Here is a 20021-nt window from a genome sequence, read left to right as displayed (position 1 = left end):
TGTCCTTGCAGCCGGTGCCGGCACCCGCATGAAGTCCGCCAAACAAAAGACCCTGCACGCCATCGGCGGACGCAGCCTTTTGTCCCATTCCCTGCACGCGGCAGCCGGTGTCAACCCAGAATTCATCGTTGCTGTCATCGGTCATCGCCGCGACCAAGTTGGCCCTGCGGTGGAAGCCATCGCGGCTGAGCTTCCTACCACCACCCGCATCGCCATCCAGGAGGAGCAAAACGGAACCGGGCACGCGGTGCAGTGCGCCATGGACCAGCTCGAGGGTTTCGATGGCACCATCGTGGTCACCAACGGTGACGTTCCCCTGCTGCGCCCGGAGACCCTCAGCGAGCTGGTGGCCGCGCACACGGAGATGCCTACCGCGGTGACCGTGTTGACCATGAGCCTTGCTGACCCCACTGGCTACGGGCGCATCGTGCGCACCGAGGATGGCGAGGTCACCGCCATCGTCGAGCAAAAAGATGCTGACGAGGAAACGCTTTCCATCACAGAGGTCAACTCCGGCGTCTTCGCCTTCGACGCGGCCATCCTGCGCAGCGCGCTTGGCCAATTGCGTGCCGACAACGCCCAGGGCGAGCTGTATCTCACCGACGTTCTTGGCATCGCCCGCGCTGAGGGTCACCCCGTGCGCGCCTACCGCGCCGAGGATCCCCGCGAGCTCGCAGGGGTCAATGACCGAGTGCAGCTGGCGGAGGCTGGGCGCGAGCTCAACCGACGCACGGTCGAAGCCGCCATGCGGGGCGGCGCCACCATCATCGACCCCGCAACCACCTGGATTGACGTCACCGTTTCCATTGGCTCGGATGTCACCATCTACCCCGGTACCCAACTTTTAGGCACCACCTCTATCGCCGACGGGGCTGAGATTGGTCCCGATACGACGCTGACCAACATGACCGTCGGCGAAGCAGCGAGCGTGGTGCGCACCCACGGCTTCGATTCCAGCATCGGTGCTCGTGCAACGGTTGGCCCGTTCACCTACATCCGCCCGGGCACCGTCCTTGGTGAAAAGGGCAAGCTCGGCGGCTTCGTAGAGGCGAAGAACGCGCAGATTGGTCGTGGCTCGAAGGTGCCGCACCTGACCTACATCGGCGATGCCACCGTTGGCGAGGAATCCAACATTGGCGCAAGCTCGGTGTTTGTCAACTACGACGGCGTGAACAAACACCGCACCACCATCGGTTCCCACGTGCGCACCGGTTCGGACACGATGTTTATCGCACCGGTGTCGGTGGGCGACGGCGCCTACTCCGGCGCGGGTACCGTCATTCGCGAGGATGTCCCCGCGGGTGCTTTGACCGTTTCCGCTGGTAAACAACGCATCATCGAGGGCTGGACAGAGGCCAAGCGCCCCGGAACCCCAGCCGCCGAGGCCGCCAAGGAGGCGCGTCTGCGCGAGTCTCAAGACTAAAAATGGGCAAGATCGGGCTTAACCTGCCCGGTTTTTCCCCTGGTTGCCCCCGGCTATTAAGCTGGAGGCTGGTTTGTTTTCCATTCATGCCGAGTTAACTTTAAAGACTCACCCCAGGAAGGTATGCCCCACCTATGACCTCCAGACACCTGACCGAGAGCCACAAGAACCTCATGCTGTTCTCGGGTCGTGCTCACCCAGAGCTCGGTGAAGCCGTTGCACGTGAACTTGGGGTCGAACTGACCCCAATGACCGCGCGTGACTTCGCCAATGGTGAAATCTTCGTCCGCTTCGAGGAGTCCGTGCGCGGCTCCGATGCTTTCGTGATTCAGTCCCATACCCAGCCCTTGAACAAGTGGTTGATGGAGCAGCTGATCATGATCGATGCCCTCAAGCGTGGTTCCGCTAAGCGCATCACCGCAATTTTGCCGTTCTACCCGTATGCCCGCCAGGACAAGAAGCACCGCGGCCGTGAGCCGATTTCTGCCCGTCTTGTAGCCGACCTGCTCAAGGCTGCCGGCGCGGACCGCATTGTGTCCGTGGACTTGCACACTGACCAGATTCAGGGCTTCTTCGACGGCCCGGTCGATCACATGCACGCCATGCCGATCCTGACTGACTACATCAAGCAGAACTACTCCCTCGACAACATCGTGGTCGTTTCCCCGGACGCTGGCCGCGTGAAGGTGGCTGAGAAGTGGGCCAACGTTCTCGGCGACGCGCCGATGGCTTTCGTTCACAAGACTCGTTCGGTCGACGTTGCCAACCAGGTTGTTGCCAACCGCGTGGTTGGTGATGTCCGCGGCAAGACCGCCATCTTGCTCGATGACATGATCGATACCGGTGGCACCATCGCCGGCGCCGTCGGCGTGCTACGTGACGCGGGCGCCGAGGATGTCATTATCGGCTGCACCCACGGCGTATTCTCCGATCCCGCTCGCGAGCGCCTGTCCCAGTGTGGTGCCAAGGAGGTCATCACCACCGATACCCTGCCGCAGTCCACCGAGGGCTGGGAAAACCTCACGGTCTTGCCAATCGCACCGCTGCTTGCCAAGACGATCCATGAGATCTTCGAAAACGGTTCGGTTACCGATCTCTTCGAGGGTCAGGCCTAAACGACTACCCTCAACACCAAAATGCCCCCACTTGGGGGCATTTTTCTTGTGTGGACAACCTAATTTCTATTCATGGTTTCGCCTATAAAGTGACGATACTTTGATCTTGAAGTTTTTTAGCCAAAAATAACTTTGTGAACCCCCCCACTTTTGTGATCCAGCATGTTGAATTCCTAGAAAGTGATTCCAACCACTTGAAAGGAGTTCGAGCTGATGCTCAAGACCGAAACCTTCCTTGCCGAGCGAGGAAGCCACGAATTTCAAGCCCTGCGAAAATCTTTCCGCGGCTTCGCCTTCCCTACCACGATTGCGTTCCTAGCCTGGTATTTCTTCTACATCGTGACCGCAACCTTTGCTCAGGACTTCGTCGAAATCCCGGTCTACGGGGTCATCAATCTTGGCATGATCCTTGGACTGGCACAGTTTGCCACCGCTGGTTTGGTGACGTGGGCATATGTCCGCTTTGCCGACACCAAGATCGACCCAGCCACCGAAGTAATCCGCAACCGCATGGAAGGCTCCACATGAGCAATTCAGTCGACACCGGAAACCCGGTCCTCAACATCTCCATCTTCATCATCTTCATCGTGGTGACCCTCACGGTCGTCATCCGCTCCACGAGAAAGACCTCCCAAAAGGGTTCCGATTTCTACACAGGCGGTGGCGAATTCACCGGCTGGCAAAACGGTCTAGCAATTGCTGGCGACTACCTTTCCGCGGCAGCATTCCTCGGGGTCACCGGGGCAATTGCGATGTACGGCTACGACGGCTTTATCTACTCAATCGGATTCCTCATCGCCTTGCTTGTGGCACTCGTGCTCGTGGCCGAACCGCTTCGTAACACAGGCCGTTTCACCATGGCCGATGTCCTTTCTTTCCGACCCAAGCAGCGCCCCGTTCGCACCGCCGCGGCGGTAACTACCTTGGCTGTGTCGATTTTCTACCTCATAGCCCAGATGGCCGGTGCCGGTGGACTCGTCGCATTGCTTTTGGGTCTCGAAGGCAAGACCGCGCAGTCCATCGTGGTTGCCATCGTCGGCGTGTTGATGATCGCCTACGTGCTCATCGGCGGCATGAAGGGCACCACCTACGTCCAAATGATCAAGGCCGTGCTGCTCGTCGGTGGTTCGATCGTCATCACCGTGCTCACCTTCATCGCGCTCAAGGGTGGCTTCCATGCAGTACTGGAAGCAGCCACCGCGCAGCACCCGCAGGGCCACGAGATCTTAGGGCCGGGTCTGAAAATTGGTGCAAGCATCTTAACCAAGCTCGACTTCATGTCGCTTGCTATCGCCTGTGTGATGGGTACGGCTGGCCTTCCTCACGTACTGATGCGTTTCTACACAGTGCCCTCCGCTCGCGTGGCACGCCGCTCCATGACGTGGACGATTGCCATCGTCGCCGTATTCTTCCTCCTCACCGTTGTCATGGGCTACGGCGCCGCAGCCCTCGTGGGCGTTGACACCATCGCCGCCGCCCCAGGTGGCAGCAACTCCGCGGTGCTCCTTCTCGCCGCGAAGGTTGGTGGGTCCTTCTTCATGGCCATCATCTCCGCCATCGGATTCGCCACCATCTTGGCAGTGGTTTCCGGCCTGACAATCTCCGCTTCTGCGTCGGTTGCGCACGATTTGTACAATTCGGTCATCAAGCACGGCAAAGCTACTGAGGAGGAGCAGGTTCGCGTCTCTCGCATCACCGTTGTCGTCATCGGCATCGCCTCGATCTTCTTGGGCATTGGCGCGATGGGACAAAACATTGCCTTCCTGGTGACTTTGGCGCTGGCCATTGCCGCCTCGGCTAACCTCCCTACCATCATCTATTCGCTTTATTGGCGTGGATTCAACACCACCGGTGCACTGTTTTCCATGTACGGCGGCCTCATCAGCGCCATCGTCTTGATCATCTTCTCCCCGGCAGTCTCCGGTAGCCCCACCTCTATGCTGCCAGGTGTCGATTTCGCATGGTTCCCATTGACCAACCCCGCGTTAATCTCCGTCCCTGCCGGGTTCCTGCTAGGAATTATCGGTAGCAAACTCGGCAAGCCAGACAACCTGGATGGTCTTGCCGCAGAGATGGAGGTCCGTTCCCTGACCGGTGTGGGTGTGGCCAAGGCCATCCAGCACTAAGCGTCAAGCACTCGATCGGGTGTGGGCAACCGCAGCGGTGCGCACACCCGTTCCGTGTTCTTTTGACAGCCCCACCGGCGGCACAGGGTTGAATGTTGGTGCGCCGGAAACCCTCATCACCTTGGGTCCTGCCCTTACTCATTTCTAGGCACTACCAGCTGCCGCCTTCCCTCCATCAACCATGGCCGCATCCCTTCGATTGGGGACCATGGGCACAAGACGCTGTGCCACGGGACGAGCAAGCTCCACTAACGCGTAGGCTCTGCTCGTTGGCTAGACGGTGAACGACTACACAATTACGGTCTCACAGCCACACAGTGGCACACAAATTAAGGAAAACTGCAGATCTTTTCGCGGTGTTAGCATCACATCATGTATGCGCAACGTGTGCGGGAGGTCTTGGCCCCTTATGCAAACCAAGACAATGCAATAGGGATGCGGGCCTATATGAGGGAGCAGTTTTCCTTTCTTGGAGTCAAAACTTCCGAACGCCGCGCGGCCACCAAAGAGCTCATCATGGCATGGAAGACCCAACCCAGCTCGACGATTTATGAGATAGTCGATGAGCTGTGGGAGCAACAGGAGCGGGAGTTTCACTACGTTGCCTGCGATCTGCTGCGCGCATTCAAAGGCGACCTGGATCTGATGTGGCTGGCTCAACTGGTGACCACCCACTCGTGGTGGGATAGCGTCGACAGCCTGGCTAGGCCCGTGGGCGCCCGGGCCAAGGCCAACGATATGCGCGCCTGGGCAGCCACCGACAACCTATGGTTGCGTCGCGTCAGCATCATCCACCAGCTCGGCTTCAAGGACAAGACTGACGAAGCACTCTTGGCGGAACTGATTCTGTCGGCCACAGGCACCAGTGAGTTTTTCCTCAACAAAGCCATCGGCTGGGCGTTGCGAGATTACGCACGCAGCAATGAGGATTGGGTACGCCGTTTCATACTGTTACACCGCGATGAATTATCACATCTGTCAATCCGCGAAGCGACAAAGCATTTCACTTTAGAATGAGACCATGGTCACCACGATCACAGAACAAATCTGGGCTAGCAGTGACTACGCACCCCTAGCCGAACGGGTCTCTCCCGCCATTGCACCACTGATCACTTCGCTGCAGGAGAGCCTGAAGGGACGAGTGGGTGCCACAGTCCTCGACATCGGCGCCGGACATGGGCACCTAACACGCCAGTTGATCGCCAACGGCTACGATGTCACCGCACTGGAGCCCGTCCAAGCGATGATTGACGTCGGACAAAGATTCTGCCCGAAGGCTACGTGGATGAGAGCTTTTGCGGAAGACACCGGCTTGGCCGACGAGAGCTTCGATGCCATCGCCAGCAACTTTGGCTCCTTTATCTGCACCAATGACGCGGTCGGCGACGAATGGGCACGGCTGCTACGCCCGGGGGCTCCCCTAGTGATGACCGCGTGGGACCACCGCGGATTCTTTGCGGAAATGACCCTGCGCATGGAGGCGTGCTTTCGGGACGTTCCCATACTTCCGCCACACATGCGCTGGGCACAACCCGGCGTAGCGCAGGCGCGCCTAGGATCGAGGTTTCGCAATATTGAAATCACCGAACACGAGATTCCATGGGAGTTCGAATCAGTCGCGGCAGGAATGAACTTCTACCTCCACGGTTCCCCGATTCATACTTTTTCCTTCAATCGTTCGGATGCGGTGCGCAGACAAGCCCTCAAGGATGCGCTGCGCCAGCATTTGGAGGAAAACACTAACCCCGACGGCACAATTTCCTCCTATGCTGGGTTCGTCATCATCAGCGCCATCGCCTCGTCTTAAAGCCATAGTGCGCAGGGCCCATTCATGCGCTTTTCAGAGTTTTGTTCGCTCGCCCGGCCCGTGCTATCGTGGTTGGGTCTCGGCGAGGGCAATAGGAAACTTGGTTTTCTAGAGCCGTTATCGACGCGATGTGATCTCTCAAGCTTTCATGCCTGCGAAGACTCGACCAAGACACTCGAGTCGGTCGCAGGCTTTGTTGTTTTCTGCGGCCGAAAACAACAATTTCTACAACAAGGAGTACCAAGCTTATGGCTTCCTACCCAACTATCGCCGCTTCCCCACGTACCGAGTTCGGTAAGGGCGCTGCCCGCCGCGCACGTCGCGCCGGCCAGGTTCCGGGTGTCATCTATGGCCTGGACGTTGAGGCGCCGATCCACTTCACCGTTTCCATCCTCGAGCTGCACGCGCTGCTGCGCGCTCACGGTTCCAACGCTGTTCTCGAGCTCGACATTGAGGGCGACAAGCACCTGACCATGGTCAAGCACGTCGACCAGAATGTGCTCACCCTCAACGCCGACCACGTCGACCTGCTCGCCATCAAGCGTGGCGAGAAGGTTGAGGTCGAGGTTCCGGTCACTCTCGAGGGCGCCCCGGTTTCCGGCATGCTGGTTCAGGACATCGACCACGTCCTGGTTGAGGCTGACGTCCTCAACATCCCTGAGCGCATCACCCACTCCGTTGAGGGTCTGGAGGAAGAGGCTCGCGTGTACGCTTCTGAGCTGGTCCTGCCAGAGGGCGTTACCCTGGTCACCGATGGCGAGACCGTCATCGCCTCCATCGAGCGTATCGAGGCCGAGGAAGAAGAGGCTTCCGAGGAGGCCAGCGACGCCGAGGGCGCTGCCGAGTAACAACCTCTCCTTAGCGCGCAACCTGCGCTAGGAAGACACTCGTCTTGAATTAAACCTCGGGCACCCGTTGTGTGCCCGAGGTTTTCTCGTTTCCACCGTCAGCACCTGCGCGCTACCGCTGGACAAGTGGTCGGTTCTCACCTCCAACTACAATGTTCGACGTGAGCCAAGAACCTTTCCTTATCGTCGGTCTCGGAAACCCGGGCCCCAATTACGAACGAACCCGCCACAATGCGGGAGTCATGGCGCTGCACGAACTGCTTTCTCATGCCCGACCGATGCCCGCAAGCCTCAGCGCGCACAAAAAGTCCAATACCCTGATCGCCGAGACCCGACTGGGCGATGCCAAGGTAGTCATGGCCCAGCTTCGTTGTTATATGAACCTTTCCGGCGCCCCGGTGCGCCAGCTGGCAGATTTCTTCAAGATCCCACCCACTAAGGTCATTGTGCTTTTCGACGACCTCGAGTTGGACTTTGGAAAGATAAAAATCGCCACCACGGGCGGCGATCACGGTCACAATGGGTTGCGCTCCATTACGAAGTCGTTGGGAGCCAAAGACTACGTCCGGGCAAGCATTGGTATCGGCAGGCCACCGGGACGGATGGACGTTTCCAGCTTCGTCTTGAAGCCGTTTAGCAAGTCAGAGGCCCAGGAATTGCCTATCATCTGCGCCGACATGGCCGACGAGGTGGAACGTTTCGTTACCACTTTCGAGCGTTGACCAAAGCCACCCTTAAGGCTTGATCATCGAGTGCGAGCGCATCTTGCTTCTTGAGCCGGTGCACCACGGTGGGACAAGTTGTGCAGCGCGGTCGATCCTGGCAACACTTTCCCTTCTTCGGACCGCATTCAATCGCCCGGCGAACTTTATTCAGCTTCTTGTCGCCGGAAGCGGACCGGGACTTGTGGCCCCAGTTGGCAGGTGTCGGGGTAGGCGCCCCAATGGGCTCCTCGCACTCGTTATCAAGACACTGAGCACACAACTGCTCCCAGGTGATTTCACCCCGGGCGTATGCCCACGAATCAATGCGACGATGCTTTTTACCCACGGGTAGTAAACTTAGCACACGCTAACCTAAAATGAGGAGACCCTAATGCAGATCGCCACCCTACGCACCCCCGAAGGCCTTCGCGCCCTCGCAGTCACCGACCCTCGCGCAGAGGAACTCGCTGCCCTTTCGCGGAAAGGAGGCAACCTGGCCGAATTAGAGCTGCGAGGCCGATTACTTGAACACTCGGATGCAGGCGAGGTCATTTCCTTCTGTGCCAGCGTCGGCGGCCACGACAGTCTTCAGCTGGGTAAGGAGGTGAGCTTTCGCCTGTCCGATCTTGGCCCAGTCATCCCGCGACCAGGAAAGATCATCTGCGTAGGTCTCAATTATGCCCGCCACATCCTGGAGATGGGGCGCAAGCTACCCGAGGTCCCTACACTGTTCATCAAATATCCGGAGGCCCTTACCGGGCCATACGACGATGTCCACATTCCGCTTGAGGCTGCGGGCGCCCTGGATGCAGAATCAGAATTGGCGGTGATCGTGGGCAAACGCGCCCATCGCATCAGCCGCGACCAGGCCGCCGAGCACATCTTTGGATACAGCGTCATCAACGACTACACGCTACGCGACTGGCAGACCCGCACCCTGCAGTTTCACCAGGGCAAAAGCTACTACCAGACCGCAGGCTTTGGTCCTTGGATCACCACCGCTGAGCAGTGGCAGCCAGGACCCCGTATCACCGCTAGGTGGGGAGAGGAAATATTCCAAGACGGGACAACCGACGATCTCATCTTCGACTGCGAGACCTTGATCAGCTTCATTTCGCAAATCTATCCCCTCTCACCCGGTGATGTGATCGCTACCGGCACCCCAGAGGGGGTAGGCCACGCCCGCACTCCCGCCCGCTATATCCGCAACGGGGAAACTGTGACCTGTGCAATCGATGGCCTCGGCGCGATCTCAAATACCACTTTCATCGATCAATGAGGCAACGATGGAGCCAGCGGGGCCAGCCGAGATGCCTTCGGGATCGCCACTGAGGCAATAGCCGCCGGGGATGAGCTTCGTAAGCTGGGACAAATACGGATACACGGGCGCAAAGTCGTCCTCATCCTTGCTCACATGGTCCATCCCATGGTTGGCCAGCTCGGTGACGGGTGTGGCAAGCCCTCTGGCAACACGCCCGGAAAAGCCGCGGCTAGATACGGAGGACAGCCCGGCACTGCGGTGCTCGCGCAGCAGCTGGCGATTGGCCGGATTCGTCCCGGCTTCGTCGGCAAGCAAAAACGCGCTGCCGCACATCACCGCACTGGCACCAGCATCAATGAGCGCGCGGATTCCGCGCCCGTTGCGCACCCCGCCTGCTGCGACCAGCTTCGTTCCAGCGAATCCGGCATCGGCCAACGCCTCCGCAACCTCTACCAGTAGCTGAGCAGTTGGCGTATTGTTGGGGCACTGCTCGACCTCCCACGAAAGCCGATGCCCTCCGGCCTCATGACCTTGGACGATGAGGGCGTCGATGCTTCCCTCGCTGTGCCTCATTGCGGCAAGAGCCTCGGACACACAGGTCACATTGACCCATGCTTGCTTGCCATGCTCATGAATGCGATCGAGGTGTTCTTTGTCGAAGCACCCGAAGCTGGCCGAAAGCACCGTGGCCTGCGAGTCCACAGCCACGGCGAACTTTTCCTCAAATTGGTTGCTTAAATCCGCTGGTTGAAATGCAAAGTCGGAAGACACAGCCACCTGCTGGCCTGCAGGCGCGCACTGACTCACTATGGGCAAGACAGCCTCCGCAGCCTGCGCCAATTGCGCAGCGCTAGGCACAAAGTGCTGGGGCATAAAGAAGTTGATCCCGAAAACGACATCGCCAACTTCGGCAATGTCGCAAGCCAACTGGGCCGCGGTGATGTTTCCGGATGCCAAGAAGCCGAAGCATCCCTTGTGTGCCCCCTCAAGCGCAATAGCGCGGACAAGAGCGGGCGTGCTGGGGCCGCCGGCCATGGGTGCTGCAATGATCATGTCCGCCATCTTAGGATGGAAGCCATGAGTGTGTTCGACGCCGTGAAAAAGCTCTTCGCCCCCGACCTTGTCAAAAACCAGCCAGTGGAATGGCTCATTGTGGGATTAGGCAACCCCGGAGGCAGGTATGCCCTCACGCGGCACAACGTCGGCTACCGAGGCGTCGATAGGCTTCTGGCAGGAAAAACCCTAGAAAAGCTATCCGGCATGCCCGCGCTGGGCGCAAGGATGGACCTGCCGGTAAGCGCGGAAGGCCACGGCGGAAATGACCCGTCTTTGAAGGGGGCCATCATGGTGCTGCGCTCGACCACCTTCATGAATCTTTCCGGTGAGGCAGTGGGCGCGGTGGCGAGCAAGTGGAATGTTCCCGCCGAGCGGATCATCGTCTTGCACGACGAGCTCGATCTACCTGCAGGCACGGTACGGCTCAAGAAGGGTGGCAACGAAAACGGACACAATGGCTTGAAATCCATCAGCGAACACCTCGGCACGCGAGACTATGTGCGCGTGCGAATGGGAATCGGGCGACCGCCCAAGGGCACCGCGGTCCCCGATTACGTCCTGGGTCAACCGGAAGAAGACCTCACCGCCATGATCGCCTTGGCCGCTAAGGCAGCGCTGCTGATAGTCACCGATGGCCTTACCAAGGCGCAAAATACCATCCATTCCCGCTAATTCTCCGAGCGCCCACCTCGATTGCGTTGTTGTAGGAAGTACGACCCTGTGAACTCTGCGATTACAATCGGATGCCATGAGCACCTCTTCGCCGTACACCATCGTTATCACGGGTGCCTCAGACGGCATCGGCGCCGCAGCGGCACATATTGTGCGCTCGGCGCATCCCTCGTGGCGCATCCTCATCCATGGTCGCAATGAAGAAAAGACAAGGCGGGTCGCGCGCGAGGTTGGCGCAGACTACTTCCTCGCGGACTTCGCCCACTTGGATCAGGTTCGCGCCTTGGCAGAGTGGATCCGCTCCACAACCGATCGCATCGACGTCCTGGCCAACAACGCAGGAGGCATCTTCGACGGCCCCGTCACCACCGTGGACGGTCATGAAAAAACCTTCCAGGTCAATCACCTCGCCCCAACCGTGCTCACGCACGCGCTTATCGACGTCCTCACGGCCTCTCAAGCAAAAGTCGTTGCAACCTCATCCATAGCCAACTGGCTCTACGGACGGCTGGACTTCGAGAATTTTGGCCAGTCCAAGGACTTCGAACGCAACCGCGCCTACGGCACCGCCAAGCTCGCCAACATCTTGTTTATCCAAGAGCTCGCCGCCCGCTATCCCCAGCTTTCCCCTGTTGCCTACCATCCCGGCGTGGTCGCCACCAACTTCTCGGCCGAAGCCGGCGGGCTCATGCACCGGTTCTATTCCTCGCCTCTGGCCGGTTCGGTATTCGGGATTAAGGCCGATGCCGGAGGTGCCAACTTGGCCTACTTCATCGATGGCACCCCAGGCATCGCCTGGGAGCGGGGCCGTTATTATAACGACAAGCGCCGCCTCGGTTTCATCAATCCACAGGCCCGCGGAAAGCAGGTCCGCCATTGGGAGGAAACCAATAAGGTGCTTGGGCTCGAGTGGTAATCACAAATTATGCCCTTAAGCTGCGCAGCCACTAAGGTTGAACCCTATGAGTTCTGCAGCCACCATCGCCGAAGCCGCCCGTCGTCGCACCTTTGCCGTCATCGCCCACCCGGATGCCGGTAAGTCCACCTTGACCGAGGCGTTGGCACTGCATGCGCACGTCATTTCTGAGGCTGGCGCGGTTCACGGCAAGGCCGGCCGCAAGGCTACCGTGTCCGACTGGATGGAAATGGAAAAAGACCGTGGCATTTCGATTGCTTCCTCGGCGCTGCAGTTTGAATACGCACCGGAGGGACACACCGGCGAGCCGTTCATGATCAACCTCGTTGACACCCCAGGCCACGCCGACTTCTCGGAGGACACCTACCGTGTGCTGACAGCAGTCGACGCTGCCGTCATGCTTATCGACGCCGCCAAGGGCCTCGAGCCACAGACCCTCAAGCTATTTCGGGTATGCAAAGCCCGCGGCCTACCGATCATTACGGTGATCAACAAGTGGGACCGCCCAGGCCGCACCCCGTTGGAATTGGTCGACGAAATCGTCAACGAAATCGGATTGCAGCCGACGCCCCTGTTTTGGCCTGTCGGCGATGCGGGCGACTTCCGTGGGCTGGCCCGTATCAACAATGACGGCGAGGCCGAGGAGTACATCCACTTCCTGCGCACCGCCGGCGGCTCCACCATCGCCCCGGAGGAACACTACGATCCCGAGGCAGCTGGGGCCAAGGAAGGTGCGGCCTGGGAGACCGCGGCGGAAGAGGTCGAGCTGCTGGCGGCCGATGGTGCGCTGCACGATCAGGAATTGTTCCTCGAGTGCACCACCTCCCCACTGATCTTTGCCTCCGCAATGCTCAACTTCGGCGTACACCAAATCCTTGATACCCTGTGCGCGCTGGCTCCCGCACCGGCAAGCAGACGCTCGGATAAGAAGGCACTGGCTACGTCGACAAGCGCGATGGACGAAGTCCGCGAAGTCGGCGATGACTTCTCCGGCGTGGTTTTCAAGGTACAGGCGGGAATGGACAAAAACCACCGCGACTCCCTGGCCTTCATGCGCATCGTCTCTGGTGAATTCGATCGCGGCATGCAGGTCACTCATGCCCAGTCGGGCCGTAGCTTCTCCACCAAATACGCACTCACGGTGTTCGGCCGCACCCGTTCCACCGTGGAAACCGCCTTCCCCGGCGACATCGTAGGTCTCGTCAACGCCGGGTCCCTCGCGCCGGGCGACACCATCTACGCCGGTCGCAAGGTGCAGTATCCACCAATGCCCCAGTTCGCCCCGGAACACTTCCGCACCCTGCGCGCAAAGAGTCTGGGTAAGTACAAGCAGTTCCGCAAGGCACTCGACCAACTGGCGGCCGAAGGCGTGGTGCAAATCCTGCGCAACGACGCGCGCGGCGATGCCGCCCCGGTCATGGCGGCCGTTGGCCCCATGCAGTTCGAGGTCATGATGGCTCGCATGGAAAACGAATACAACGTGGAAACCACTGCCGATCCGATCCCCTACTCGGTGGCACGCCGTACCACGCCCGACACCGCACCCGAGTTGGCCAAGCAGCGTGGCGTGGAGATCTTCACCCGCACCGACGGCGAACTCGTTGCCCTCTTCGGGGATAAGTGGAAGCTTGCTTTCATTGAGAAAGAACACCCCGAATTCGAGCTCTTCCCCATGGTCGCGGACTAGCATGCCGTCACGCCCGCGAAGGCGGCCAGGCGCCAGCATCGCCCACATCACCGATCTTGTACGGGGGTAGCGGGTTGCTCGTGACGGAAAACCTTCTCGCGTGATCGAGGTCTCAATTAGGATGGGGAGCATTCCATTCCACAGATAGGGGACCTGATGCACCAGCTAACAAAGTGGGAAGCCGACGTCGTGCTTAACGACGGTGGGATCGCCACACTACGCCAGGTGCGCGCGGAAGACCGCGAGGCAATGGTCGATTTTTACGACCGCGTCTCACCAAAGTCCAAGTATTTGAGGTTTTTCAACGCGCACCCAGATTTAAGCGAGGAAGAACTCGACAACTGGACTTACTCCGACGAAAAGGACACCGTCACCCTCGTACTCGTCGAGCGCGATGACATCGTCGCCACCGCGCGCTTTGCTGTGGCGCAGCAATGGGCGCCTGCGCGGGTGGCAGACGTCTCCTTCCTCGTTCAGGATTCGCACCACGGCCGAGGCGTGGGCAATATCTTATTGGAGCATCTCGCCCAGATCGGTCGCGAGTGCGGCATCGAGCGCTTCTTCGCCGAGATCTTGACCGAAAACCGACCCATGGTGCAGGTTTTCGTCCGCGCAGGATATGAGATCAAGCCCGAGTTAGAGGACGGCTTCATCGTCGTCGACTTCTCTCTCGACCCCACCCATGAATCCCGCGAGGTCATGGAGCGTCGCGAGCTTCAGGCCGAAGCCTCCTCCATTCGGCGCCTTTTGAGTCCGCGCACCGTCGCCGTCATCGGCGAGGTTGATTCCGTATCGCGGATTATCTCCTCCATCGTCACCGGTGGATTCGAGGGGCAGCTGCATGCACTTACTCACGATGGCAGCGCCCGCGCGCCTGAGCTGCTCGCCGAGGTCCCAGGCACTGTGGACTTGGTGGTCGTCGATCATGATCCGGATACTTTCGACGACCTCGTGCACATCGCCGCCGATAAGAAAGCAAGCGGTATCCTAGTCCTCGCGCAAGGAAACAATCCATTCCTTCCACCAGAGGATGCGCAACGCTTCCTTGAACATGCTCGTTCCATGGGCATGCGCGTCTTAGGGCCGGCCGCGCTCGGGCTTATCAACACCAACCCCAAAGTGAGGCTCAACGCCTCACCAGCTAAAATGCCCAAACCAGGCACTGTGGGGGTGTATACCCAAACTGCAGGCATCGCAACACTTGTGTTGTCACACGCGCTCAGGCGTGGCTGCGGCATCTCGAACTTCATCGCCTCGGGCTCGTATGCCGATGTCACCGGCAACGATGTCATCCAGTTTTGGGCACAAGATGAGTCCACGCAGGTGTGCTTGCTTTCCTTGGACACCATCGGCAATCCACGCAAATTCTTCCGCGTTCTGCGCCGACTGGCCTTGGAAAAGCACGTTGTGGTCTTTCTACCCTCTCGCGCGCTACGCTCGGCGCGACACTACGAGCTGGAGTCCTTGCCCACCGCGCCTTCTTCGGCAATCGATGAGGTCATCCGCCAAGCCGGCGCAATAGTGGTCAATCGCCGCGACACCATGTATGACATCGCCACGCTGCTTTCGATGCAGCCAGTGCCCCGGGGGAAGCGGGTAGCCATTATCTCTAATTCGGCCGGATTATCTGGCCAGATGGCGCAGTCTGCCGTCCGCTTTGGGTTTGAGCCAACCATCATTGGTGTCGAAGGTGACCCAGTCAGCGGGATTATCGAAAAGACCACTCAGGCGAGACAAAGCTCCGACTTTGATCTCGTATTCTCCGGCGTCGTGGAGATCAATGACCCCATCGGGCGCACGGTAATTTCGGCTTTGGATGAACTAGCTGCGCGAACCGAAGGCTCGGAATCAGGGGCCGGTTCAGCCACCCCGATGTTAGCCACGCTGGTCAGTATCTTTGAGGATTCGCCTCTTGCCGGTGCCGCGGGTTCGGCATCGCTGACCACGTCTTCCCTACCGGTCTTTGACACCTACGCCGATGCACTCGAGGCATACTCGCTCATCTTGAGCAATGAGGTGCGCAGGAAGCGCGTGCGCCCACACCCCGATGATGAAGTCGCTGCTGTAGACATCGTAAAAGCAAGAACACTGATCGAGGGTATCTTGGCTCAAGCGCCACAGGGACGCACTGCCACCGATGAGGAAACCGCCGCACTGCTGGCAACCTGCGGAATCAACCTGGTGCCATGGAAGCCTGTGCGCTCTTTTGAACAGGCAGTCGCCGCCGCGGAGGAATTCGGGTGGAACGTGGTGCTGAAATTCACCCATCCCGTGGTGCGTGGCCGGCCCGAACTCAACGCCGTCATCAGGCATATCGCCGACGCCTCAATGATGCAGCAAGCCTGGGAAGCACTTCGCCGCTTGGCTGAGATCTTGCAGGTAGACGCCGGTTCCGCTGAGGACAACGCGGATCAGGAAGCAAGCCGCGGCGATGGGAATCCCGAATCTAGCGATCCGATGCTGGCATTGCTGCCGGTGGTGCAACGAACCGTCGACCCCGGCGCGACACTTGTGGTTCGGGGTATCGAAGACGCCGTTTTGGGCCCCATCGTTTCTTGCGGTGTCAGCGGCGTCGCCACCGATTTGCTTCACGACGCCTCCTGGCGCACTCCCCCACTTCGCCGCATCGATGCTCGTTCCATGCTCGAGTCACTCGGCGCCGCCCCGATTCTCCACGGGTACAAAGGAACGGCTCCCGCTCATACTGCCAGTCTCGAGGAAGTGCTCATGCGGTTAGGACGCCTCAAAGATGAGTTTCCCCAGCTCTCCGAGGTCGAGCTCACCCCGGTCATCGCCGGCGCTCATTCCACCGCGGTAGTTGGCGCGAGAATCACCATCGCCCCGCTCGATTCCTCGAGGGATCGCCTGGCGAGGAGACTGTAATGACAGTTTCTTCCTCGGCTGGAGCCCCTGTGACCGCAACCAGTGCACATGGTGTGGGTACTGGCGGTGCAAACCCAGCACGACCACTGCTATTTCACACCGCCGAGCTGCTTGAATACAGCTTTGGGGAGGATCACCCCATGGGGCCGGATCGCGTGCGGTTGGCCCTGGAGCTATCAGATCACTTTGGTGTCTTGGACGCCTTCGACATCGTTGAGCCCCCGCCTAGCGATATGGATCTCATTCGGCGCGTTCACGGGGATTCCTATATTGAGGCACTCACGCGCAACGAGCCCGATCTCGACTTCGGCATCGGCGACAACGACCATCCGCTGGCACCTTCCGCGGCAAAGGTGGCCGCCCGAATCGCAACGACGACCACCGCCGCAGTGCAGGCGGTGTGGACCGGTCAAGCCAACCGGGCGCTGAACCTGGCGGGCGGACTCCACCATGCACTCTCGCACCGCCAAAGCGGCTTTTGCACCTTCAACGATGCAGCAATCGCCATCGACTGGCTGCTGGAGCAGGGGGCAAGCAGGGTCGTCTATCTTGACTTGGATGCCCACCACGGCGACGGCGTGGAGGCGCAATTCTGGGACGATCCACGTGTATTGACCATCTCCATTCACGAGTCTGGGCTCTACCTTTTCCCTTATACCGGCTTTGCTAAAGACATCGGCGGCCCCAACGCCTTGGGAACCGCCGTCAACATCGCTGTGGATCGCTATTGCGAGGACGGCGCGTGGCTCCAGGCCTTGCATGCCATCGTTGCGCCACTTTTGCGAAAGTTCAAGCCAGAAATCATTGTGTCCCAACACGGCGCCGACCCCCACCGCGGCGACCCACTGGCCGATCTCAACTTAAGCATTGAGGCCATGACCGAGGCCTACCGCACGGTGGGAAGTTGGGCCGATAAGTACGCCAACGGAAAATGGGTGGCCATCGGCGGCGGCGGCTACAACCGCGACTCGGTCGCGCGCGCATGGACCCAATTGGCAGCCACCGTAGCCGATGTAACCCTGGATCACCACTTGCCCATGCCCGATCGTTGGGATGAGCGGGTACGCATGGCGGGCGCACGGACATTAGGTGATGGAGTAGGTGAGCTTGACTTCCATCCTGAGCGCCTCGTCGAGGTGCGCGCCTGTGCCCCCATGATTGCGACCTCGCGGGCGATCTTTCCATACTGGGGGCTGAGGCCTTTTAGTTAGGCAGCTTCAAAACCTTAAGTTTGCAGTGGCCGCCTTAGCGGCGAGCGGTGTTCTCCGGGGGTGTTGATCACAGATTTGAGCTGCGGTAATAACGCGGGCGTCACATCCGGGGTCTGCACGCTTCGGCTGTTTTGCCCCACGATGCGAAAAGGCCGGGGTTACCCGGACTTTTTTGTTTCAATCGCTTCCTGCTTCGCTAGCGCGGTGGCATGCGCAGCGCACCGTCGATACGGATGGTTTCGCCGTTGAGGTAGTTGTTGGTTGCGATGGCCTCGACCAACTGCGCATATTCTTGAGGTTTAGCCATGCGATTCGGGAACTGCACGAGGCTTTCCAATTCCGAGCGATACTCATCCGAGATGGAGGCCATCATCGGGGTCTCTACGATACCCGGGGCAATCGCGTTGACCCGGATCCCAAGACCTGCGAGATCGCGCGCGGCAGTGATAGCCAGCGCGTACACCCCGCCCTTGGAGGCCGCGTAGGCAGCCTGACCGATTTGCCCTTCGAAAGCGGCAACGGAAGCAGTGTTAATGATGACTCCGCGCTGGCCATCCTCGTCGACTGGATCGTGGGTGGCGATGGCGGCCGCCCCCGCGGTGAGAACGTTAAAAGTACCGTTGAGATTGATATTGATGGTCTTGGCGAAAAGCGCTGGGTCGTGCGGGCCCTTACGCCCCACAATGCGTTGGGAGGGGCAAATACCTGCACAGTTGACCACGAGACGCAGCGCCGCGGTGGCGTTGGCCTGCGCCACCGCGGCCTCAACCTGGGAATAGTCGGTGACATCGACGTTGAGATAGGTTACCCCAGGGATTACCTCTACCGGTTCTGCGAGATCACATGCAAAGACGTTGACCCCTAATTCCGCCAGGTGCGCGCAGGTGGCAGCACCTAGTCCGGAGGCACCGCCGGTGACGATGGCAGAAATGCTGGAATCTAGTTTCATGGTTTTCCTTTGCCTCTTGCTAGTTTTTTGCTTGCCGACGATTAGGACTCTTAAGCGAATGCGGACTGCCCGGTGATCGCGCGCCCGACGATGAGCGAGTTAATCTCGTAGGTGCCCTCATAGGTGTAAATGATTTCGGTATCATTCATAAGCTTGGACAGGTCGTGCTGTGTGAGGATGCCGTTTCCACCGGCGATGTTGCGGCCGGCGGCAGCGGATTCACGGGCGAGTCGGGTCGTGGTAGCCTTGGCCAGCGCTGCAAAGGGCATCTCGAGTTTGCCTTGTTCCTGGATCCATGCAACCTGAGCCATCATCGCCAGTGAGGCCGATGCGTTGCCCAAGATTCGAGAAAGAGACTCCTGGATGAGCTGAAACTTTGCGATCGGCTTGCCGAACTGCTCGCGGGTAATCGCGTACTCGCGAGCCTTATCAAAGATGCCAAGCTGAATGCCCGCGCCTTGCCATCCCACCCACGCGCGGGAGTTCTTCAGGTAGATGTTGGTGGCCTTGAAGCTGGCAGCACCCGGAATGAGATTGGCTTCGGGGATGAGGACATTGTCAAAGCCGAGATCCGCATTTTGCATGATGCGAAGCCCCATTTTGCGATCGATCTTTGAGCGGGTTACTCCCTCGCGATCGAGTTCCACGATAAATCCCTTCACCTCATTGTCTGCCACATCACGGGCAAAGACGATGGCGAAGTCCGCAAAGGTTCCGGCGCCGATCCAGCGCTTGGTTCCATTGATGATCCATCCATCGTCAGTCTTGGTGGCCGTGGTGGCGAGTCCTCCCGCAATGTCCGAGCCATGGTCAGGCTCTGTGAGCGCGAAGCACCCAACCTTGGTGAAGTTGCGCAGGCCATCTAGCCACTGCTCACGCTGCTGCTCGGATCCAAGGTCATTGATGAGCTGTAGCACGAGCTCGTTGTGGATACCCACGAGCGCGGAAAGCGATACGTCTGCGCGGGTAACCTCGGCATAGACAAGACCACGATACAGGCGCGAGAACCCGGAGAACTCAAGTTCACCGAGGCCGTGGGCCGCCAACTTCGGGAGGAGCTCGAAGGGAAACTCTTCCCGGTCCCAGTACTGGCCTGCGAACGGGCGTACTTCCTCCTGAAGGAAGGTGTGGACCTCTTGCAATTTGGCTTGTTCCTGGTGGGGTAAACGATCCGCTACACCCAAAATATCTGCGTGCGGGAAGGGGACAGTCGAAAGCAGTTCGCGGCTGGACTCTAGAATCGGTGGCATGATTTGTTACTCCTCAGAGGCTTGTATCTGGTTCGGTCATCCTCAGTACAGCATCGAAACTGTACGAATTAAATAGCTATCGTACAGTACGCTATGACCACCGTCACTAATTT

Annotated in this window: 17 protein-coding genes; 14 read left to right on the top strand and 3 right to left on the bottom strand. The window is 59.3% G+C overall.

Features of this window, described 5'->3' with window-relative positions:
• Positions 1-28: 28 nt before the first annotated feature.
• From glmU to PAB09_RS04755, 9 genes are all read left to right on the top strand, one after another.
• Positions 29-1423, top strand: coding sequence for a bifunctional UDP-N-acetylglucosamine diphosphorylase/glucosamine-1-phosphate N-acetyltransferase GlmU (glmU, locus tag PAB09_RS04795; RefSeq protein WP_271035270.1), 1395 nt, complete (start codon positions 29-31; stop codon positions 1421-1423).
• A gap of 134 nt (positions 1424-1557) precedes the next feature.
• Positions 1558-2538, top strand: coding sequence for a ribose-phosphate diphosphokinase (locus PAB09_RS04790; protein WP_271034900.1), 981 nt, complete (start codon positions 1558-1560; stop codon positions 2536-2538).
• A gap of 213 nt (positions 2539-2751) precedes the next feature.
• Positions 2752-3066, top strand: a complete 315-nt coding sequence (locus PAB09_RS04785) for a DUF485 domain-containing protein (protein ID WP_271034899.1) — start codon at positions 2752-2754, stop codon at positions 3064-3066.
• Positions 3063-4664, top strand: coding sequence for a solute symporter family protein (locus PAB09_RS04780; protein WP_271034898.1), 1602 nt, complete (start codon positions 3063-3065; stop codon positions 4662-4664). The genes PAB09_RS04785 and PAB09_RS04780 overlap by 4 nt, the downstream gene beginning before the upstream one ends.
• Before the next feature lie 372 nt (positions 4665-5036).
• Positions 5037-5681, top strand: a complete 645-nt coding sequence (locus tag PAB09_RS04775; RefSeq protein ID WP_271034897.1) for a DNA alkylation repair protein — start codon at positions 5037-5039, stop codon at positions 5679-5681.
• 4 nt (positions 5682-5685) lie between these two features.
• Complete coding sequence (locus PAB09_RS04770; RefSeq protein WP_271034896.1) at positions 5686-6471, top strand: class I SAM-dependent methyltransferase; 786 nt, start codon at positions 5686-5688, stop codon at positions 6469-6471.
• A gap of 248 nt (positions 6472-6719) precedes the next feature.
• Positions 6720-7319, top strand: coding sequence for a 50S ribosomal protein L25/general stress protein Ctc (locus PAB09_RS04765; protein ID WP_271034895.1), 600 nt, complete (start codon positions 6720-6722; stop codon positions 7317-7319).
• 152 nt (positions 7320-7471) lie between these two features.
• On the top strand, positions 7472-8041 hold the full coding sequence (gene pth / locus PAB09_RS04760) for an aminoacyl-tRNA hydrolase (RefSeq protein WP_271034894.1): 570 nt from the start codon (positions 7472-7474) through the stop codon (positions 8039-8041).
• Between the two features lie 373 nt (positions 8042-8414).
• Positions 8415-9302, top strand: a complete 888-nt coding sequence (locus tag PAB09_RS04755; RefSeq protein ID WP_271034893.1) for a fumarylacetoacetate hydrolase family protein — start codon at positions 8415-8417, stop codon at positions 9300-9302.
• Here PAB09_RS04755 and PAB09_RS04750 read toward each other — a convergent pair.
• Positions 9276-10337, bottom strand: coding sequence for a nitronate monooxygenase (locus tag PAB09_RS04750; protein ID WP_271034892.1), 1062 nt, complete (start codon positions 10335-10337; stop codon positions 9276-9278). The two genes, PAB09_RS04755 and PAB09_RS04750, sit on opposite strands and share 27 nt — an antisense overlap.
• A gap of 24 nt (positions 10338-10361) precedes the next feature.
• On the opposite strand from PAB09_RS04750, the gene pth (PAB09_RS04745) reads away from it, so the two are divergent.
• The 5 genes from pth (PAB09_RS04745) to PAB09_RS04725 all read left to right on the top strand — a co-directional run bounded on the left by pth (PAB09_RS04745) (position 10362) and on the right by PAB09_RS04725 (position 17709).
• Positions 10362-11012, top strand: a complete 651-nt coding sequence (gene pth, locus PAB09_RS04745) for an aminoacyl-tRNA hydrolase (protein WP_271034891.1) — start codon at positions 10362-10364, stop codon at positions 11010-11012.
• A gap of 76 nt (positions 11013-11088) precedes the next feature.
• A complete protein-coding gene (locus PAB09_RS04740; protein WP_271034890.1) occupies positions 11089-11928 on the top strand; it encodes an SDR family NAD(P)-dependent oxidoreductase in 840 nt (279 codons plus the stop codon).
• 46 nt (positions 11929-11974) lie between these two features.
• A complete protein-coding gene (locus PAB09_RS04735) occupies positions 11975-13615 on the top strand; it encodes a peptide chain release factor 3 (RefSeq protein ID WP_271034889.1) in 1641 nt (546 codons plus the stop codon).
• A 156-nt stretch (positions 13616-13771) separates the two neighbouring features.
• Entirely contained in the window at positions 13772-16498 is a 2727-nt protein-coding gene (locus PAB09_RS04730) for a GNAT family N-acetyltransferase (RefSeq protein ID WP_271034888.1), read from the top strand.
• Positions 16498-17709, top strand: a complete 1212-nt coding sequence (locus tag PAB09_RS04725; RefSeq protein WP_271034887.1) for an acetoin utilization protein AcuC — start codon at positions 16498-16500, stop codon at positions 17707-17709. Before PAB09_RS04730 ends, PAB09_RS04725 begins: the two co-directional genes overlap by 1 nt.
• A 196-nt stretch (positions 17710-17905) precedes the next feature.
• Here PAB09_RS04725 and PAB09_RS04720 read toward each other — a convergent pair whose 3' ends face one another.
• Positions 17906-18658, bottom strand: a complete 753-nt coding sequence (locus PAB09_RS04720) for an SDR family NAD(P)-dependent oxidoreductase (RefSeq protein ID WP_271034886.1) — start codon at positions 18656-18658, stop codon at positions 17906-17908.
• Between the two features lie 50 nt (positions 18659-18708).
• Entirely contained in the window at positions 18709-19908 is a 1200-nt protein-coding gene (locus PAB09_RS04715; RefSeq protein WP_271034885.1) for an acyl-CoA dehydrogenase family protein, read from the bottom strand.
• Positions 19909-20021: the final 113 nt, after the last annotated feature.

It is taken from the genome of Corynebacterium sp. SCR221107, from assembly GCF_027886475.1.
Classification (GTDB): Bacteria; Actinomycetota; Actinomycetes; order Mycobacteriales; family Mycobacteriaceae; genus Corynebacterium.
This window is presented reverse-complemented; position numbering and strand designations above follow the sequence as displayed.

What these genes read in the sequence shown, in the direction of transcription:
- PAB09_RS04775 (WP_271034897.1), top strand. Translation starts at nt 5,037, where the DNA reads ATGTATGCGCAACGTGTGCGGGAGGTCTTGGCCCCTTATGCAAACCAA.
- PAB09_RS04790 (WP_271034900.1), top strand. Translation starts at nt 1,558, where the DNA reads ATGACCTCCAGACACCTGACCGAGAGCCACAAGAACCTCATGCTGTTC.
- PAB09_RS04770 (WP_271034896.1), top strand. Translation starts at nt 5,686, where the DNA reads ATGGTCACCACGATCACAGAACAAATCTGGGCTAGCAGTGACTACGCA.
- pth (WP_271034891.1), top strand. Translation starts at nt 10,362, where the DNA reads ATGAGTGTGTTCGACGCCGTGAAAAAGCTCTTCGCCCCCGACCTTGTC.
- PAB09_RS04730 (WP_271034888.1), top strand. Translation starts at nt 13,772, where the DNA reads ATGCACCAGCTAACAAAGTGGGAAGCCGACGTCGTGCTTAACGACGGT.
- PAB09_RS04715 (WP_271034885.1), bottom strand. Translation starts at nt 19,908, where the DNA reads ATGCCACCGATTCTAGAGTCCAGCCGCGAACTGCTTTCGACTGTCCCC.
- PAB09_RS04720 (WP_271034886.1), bottom strand. Translation starts at nt 18,658, where the DNA reads ATGAAACTAGATTCCAGCATTTCTGCCATCGTCACCGGCGGTGCCTCC.
- PAB09_RS04750 (WP_271034892.1), bottom strand. Translation starts at nt 10,337, where the DNA reads ATGATCATTGCAGCACCCATGGCCGGCGGCCCCAGCACGCCCGCTCTT.
- PAB09_RS04740 (WP_271034890.1), top strand. Translation starts at nt 11,089, where the DNA reads ATGAGCACCTCTTCGCCGTACACCATCGTTATCACGGGTGCCTCAGAC.
- PAB09_RS04765 (WP_271034895.1), top strand. Translation starts at nt 6,720, where the DNA reads ATGGCTTCCTACCCAACTATCGCCGCTTCCCCACGTACCGAGTTCGGT.
- PAB09_RS04780 (WP_271034898.1), top strand. Translation starts at nt 3,063, where the DNA reads ATGAGCAATTCAGTCGACACCGGAAACCCGGTCCTCAACATCTCCATC.
- PAB09_RS04735 (WP_271034889.1), top strand. Translation starts at nt 11,975, where the DNA reads ATGAGTTCTGCAGCCACCATCGCCGAAGCCGCCCGTCGTCGCACCTTT.
- pth (WP_271034894.1), top strand. Translation starts at nt 7,472, where the DNA reads ATGTTCGACGTGAGCCAAGAACCTTTCCTTATCGTCGGTCTCGGAAAC.
- glmU (WP_271035270.1), top strand. Translation starts at nt 29, where the DNA reads ATGAAGTCCGCCAAACAAAAGACCCTGCACGCCATCGGCGGACGCAGC.
- PAB09_RS04725 (WP_271034887.1), top strand. Translation starts at nt 16,498, where the DNA reads ATGACAGTTTCTTCCTCGGCTGGAGCCCCTGTGACCGCAACCAGTGCA.
- PAB09_RS04785 (WP_271034899.1), top strand. Translation starts at nt 2,752, where the DNA reads ATGCTCAAGACCGAAACCTTCCTTGCCGAGCGAGGAAGCCACGAATTT.
- PAB09_RS04755 (WP_271034893.1), top strand. Translation starts at nt 8,415, where the DNA reads ATGCAGATCGCCACCCTACGCACCCCCGAAGGCCTTCGCGCCCTCGCA.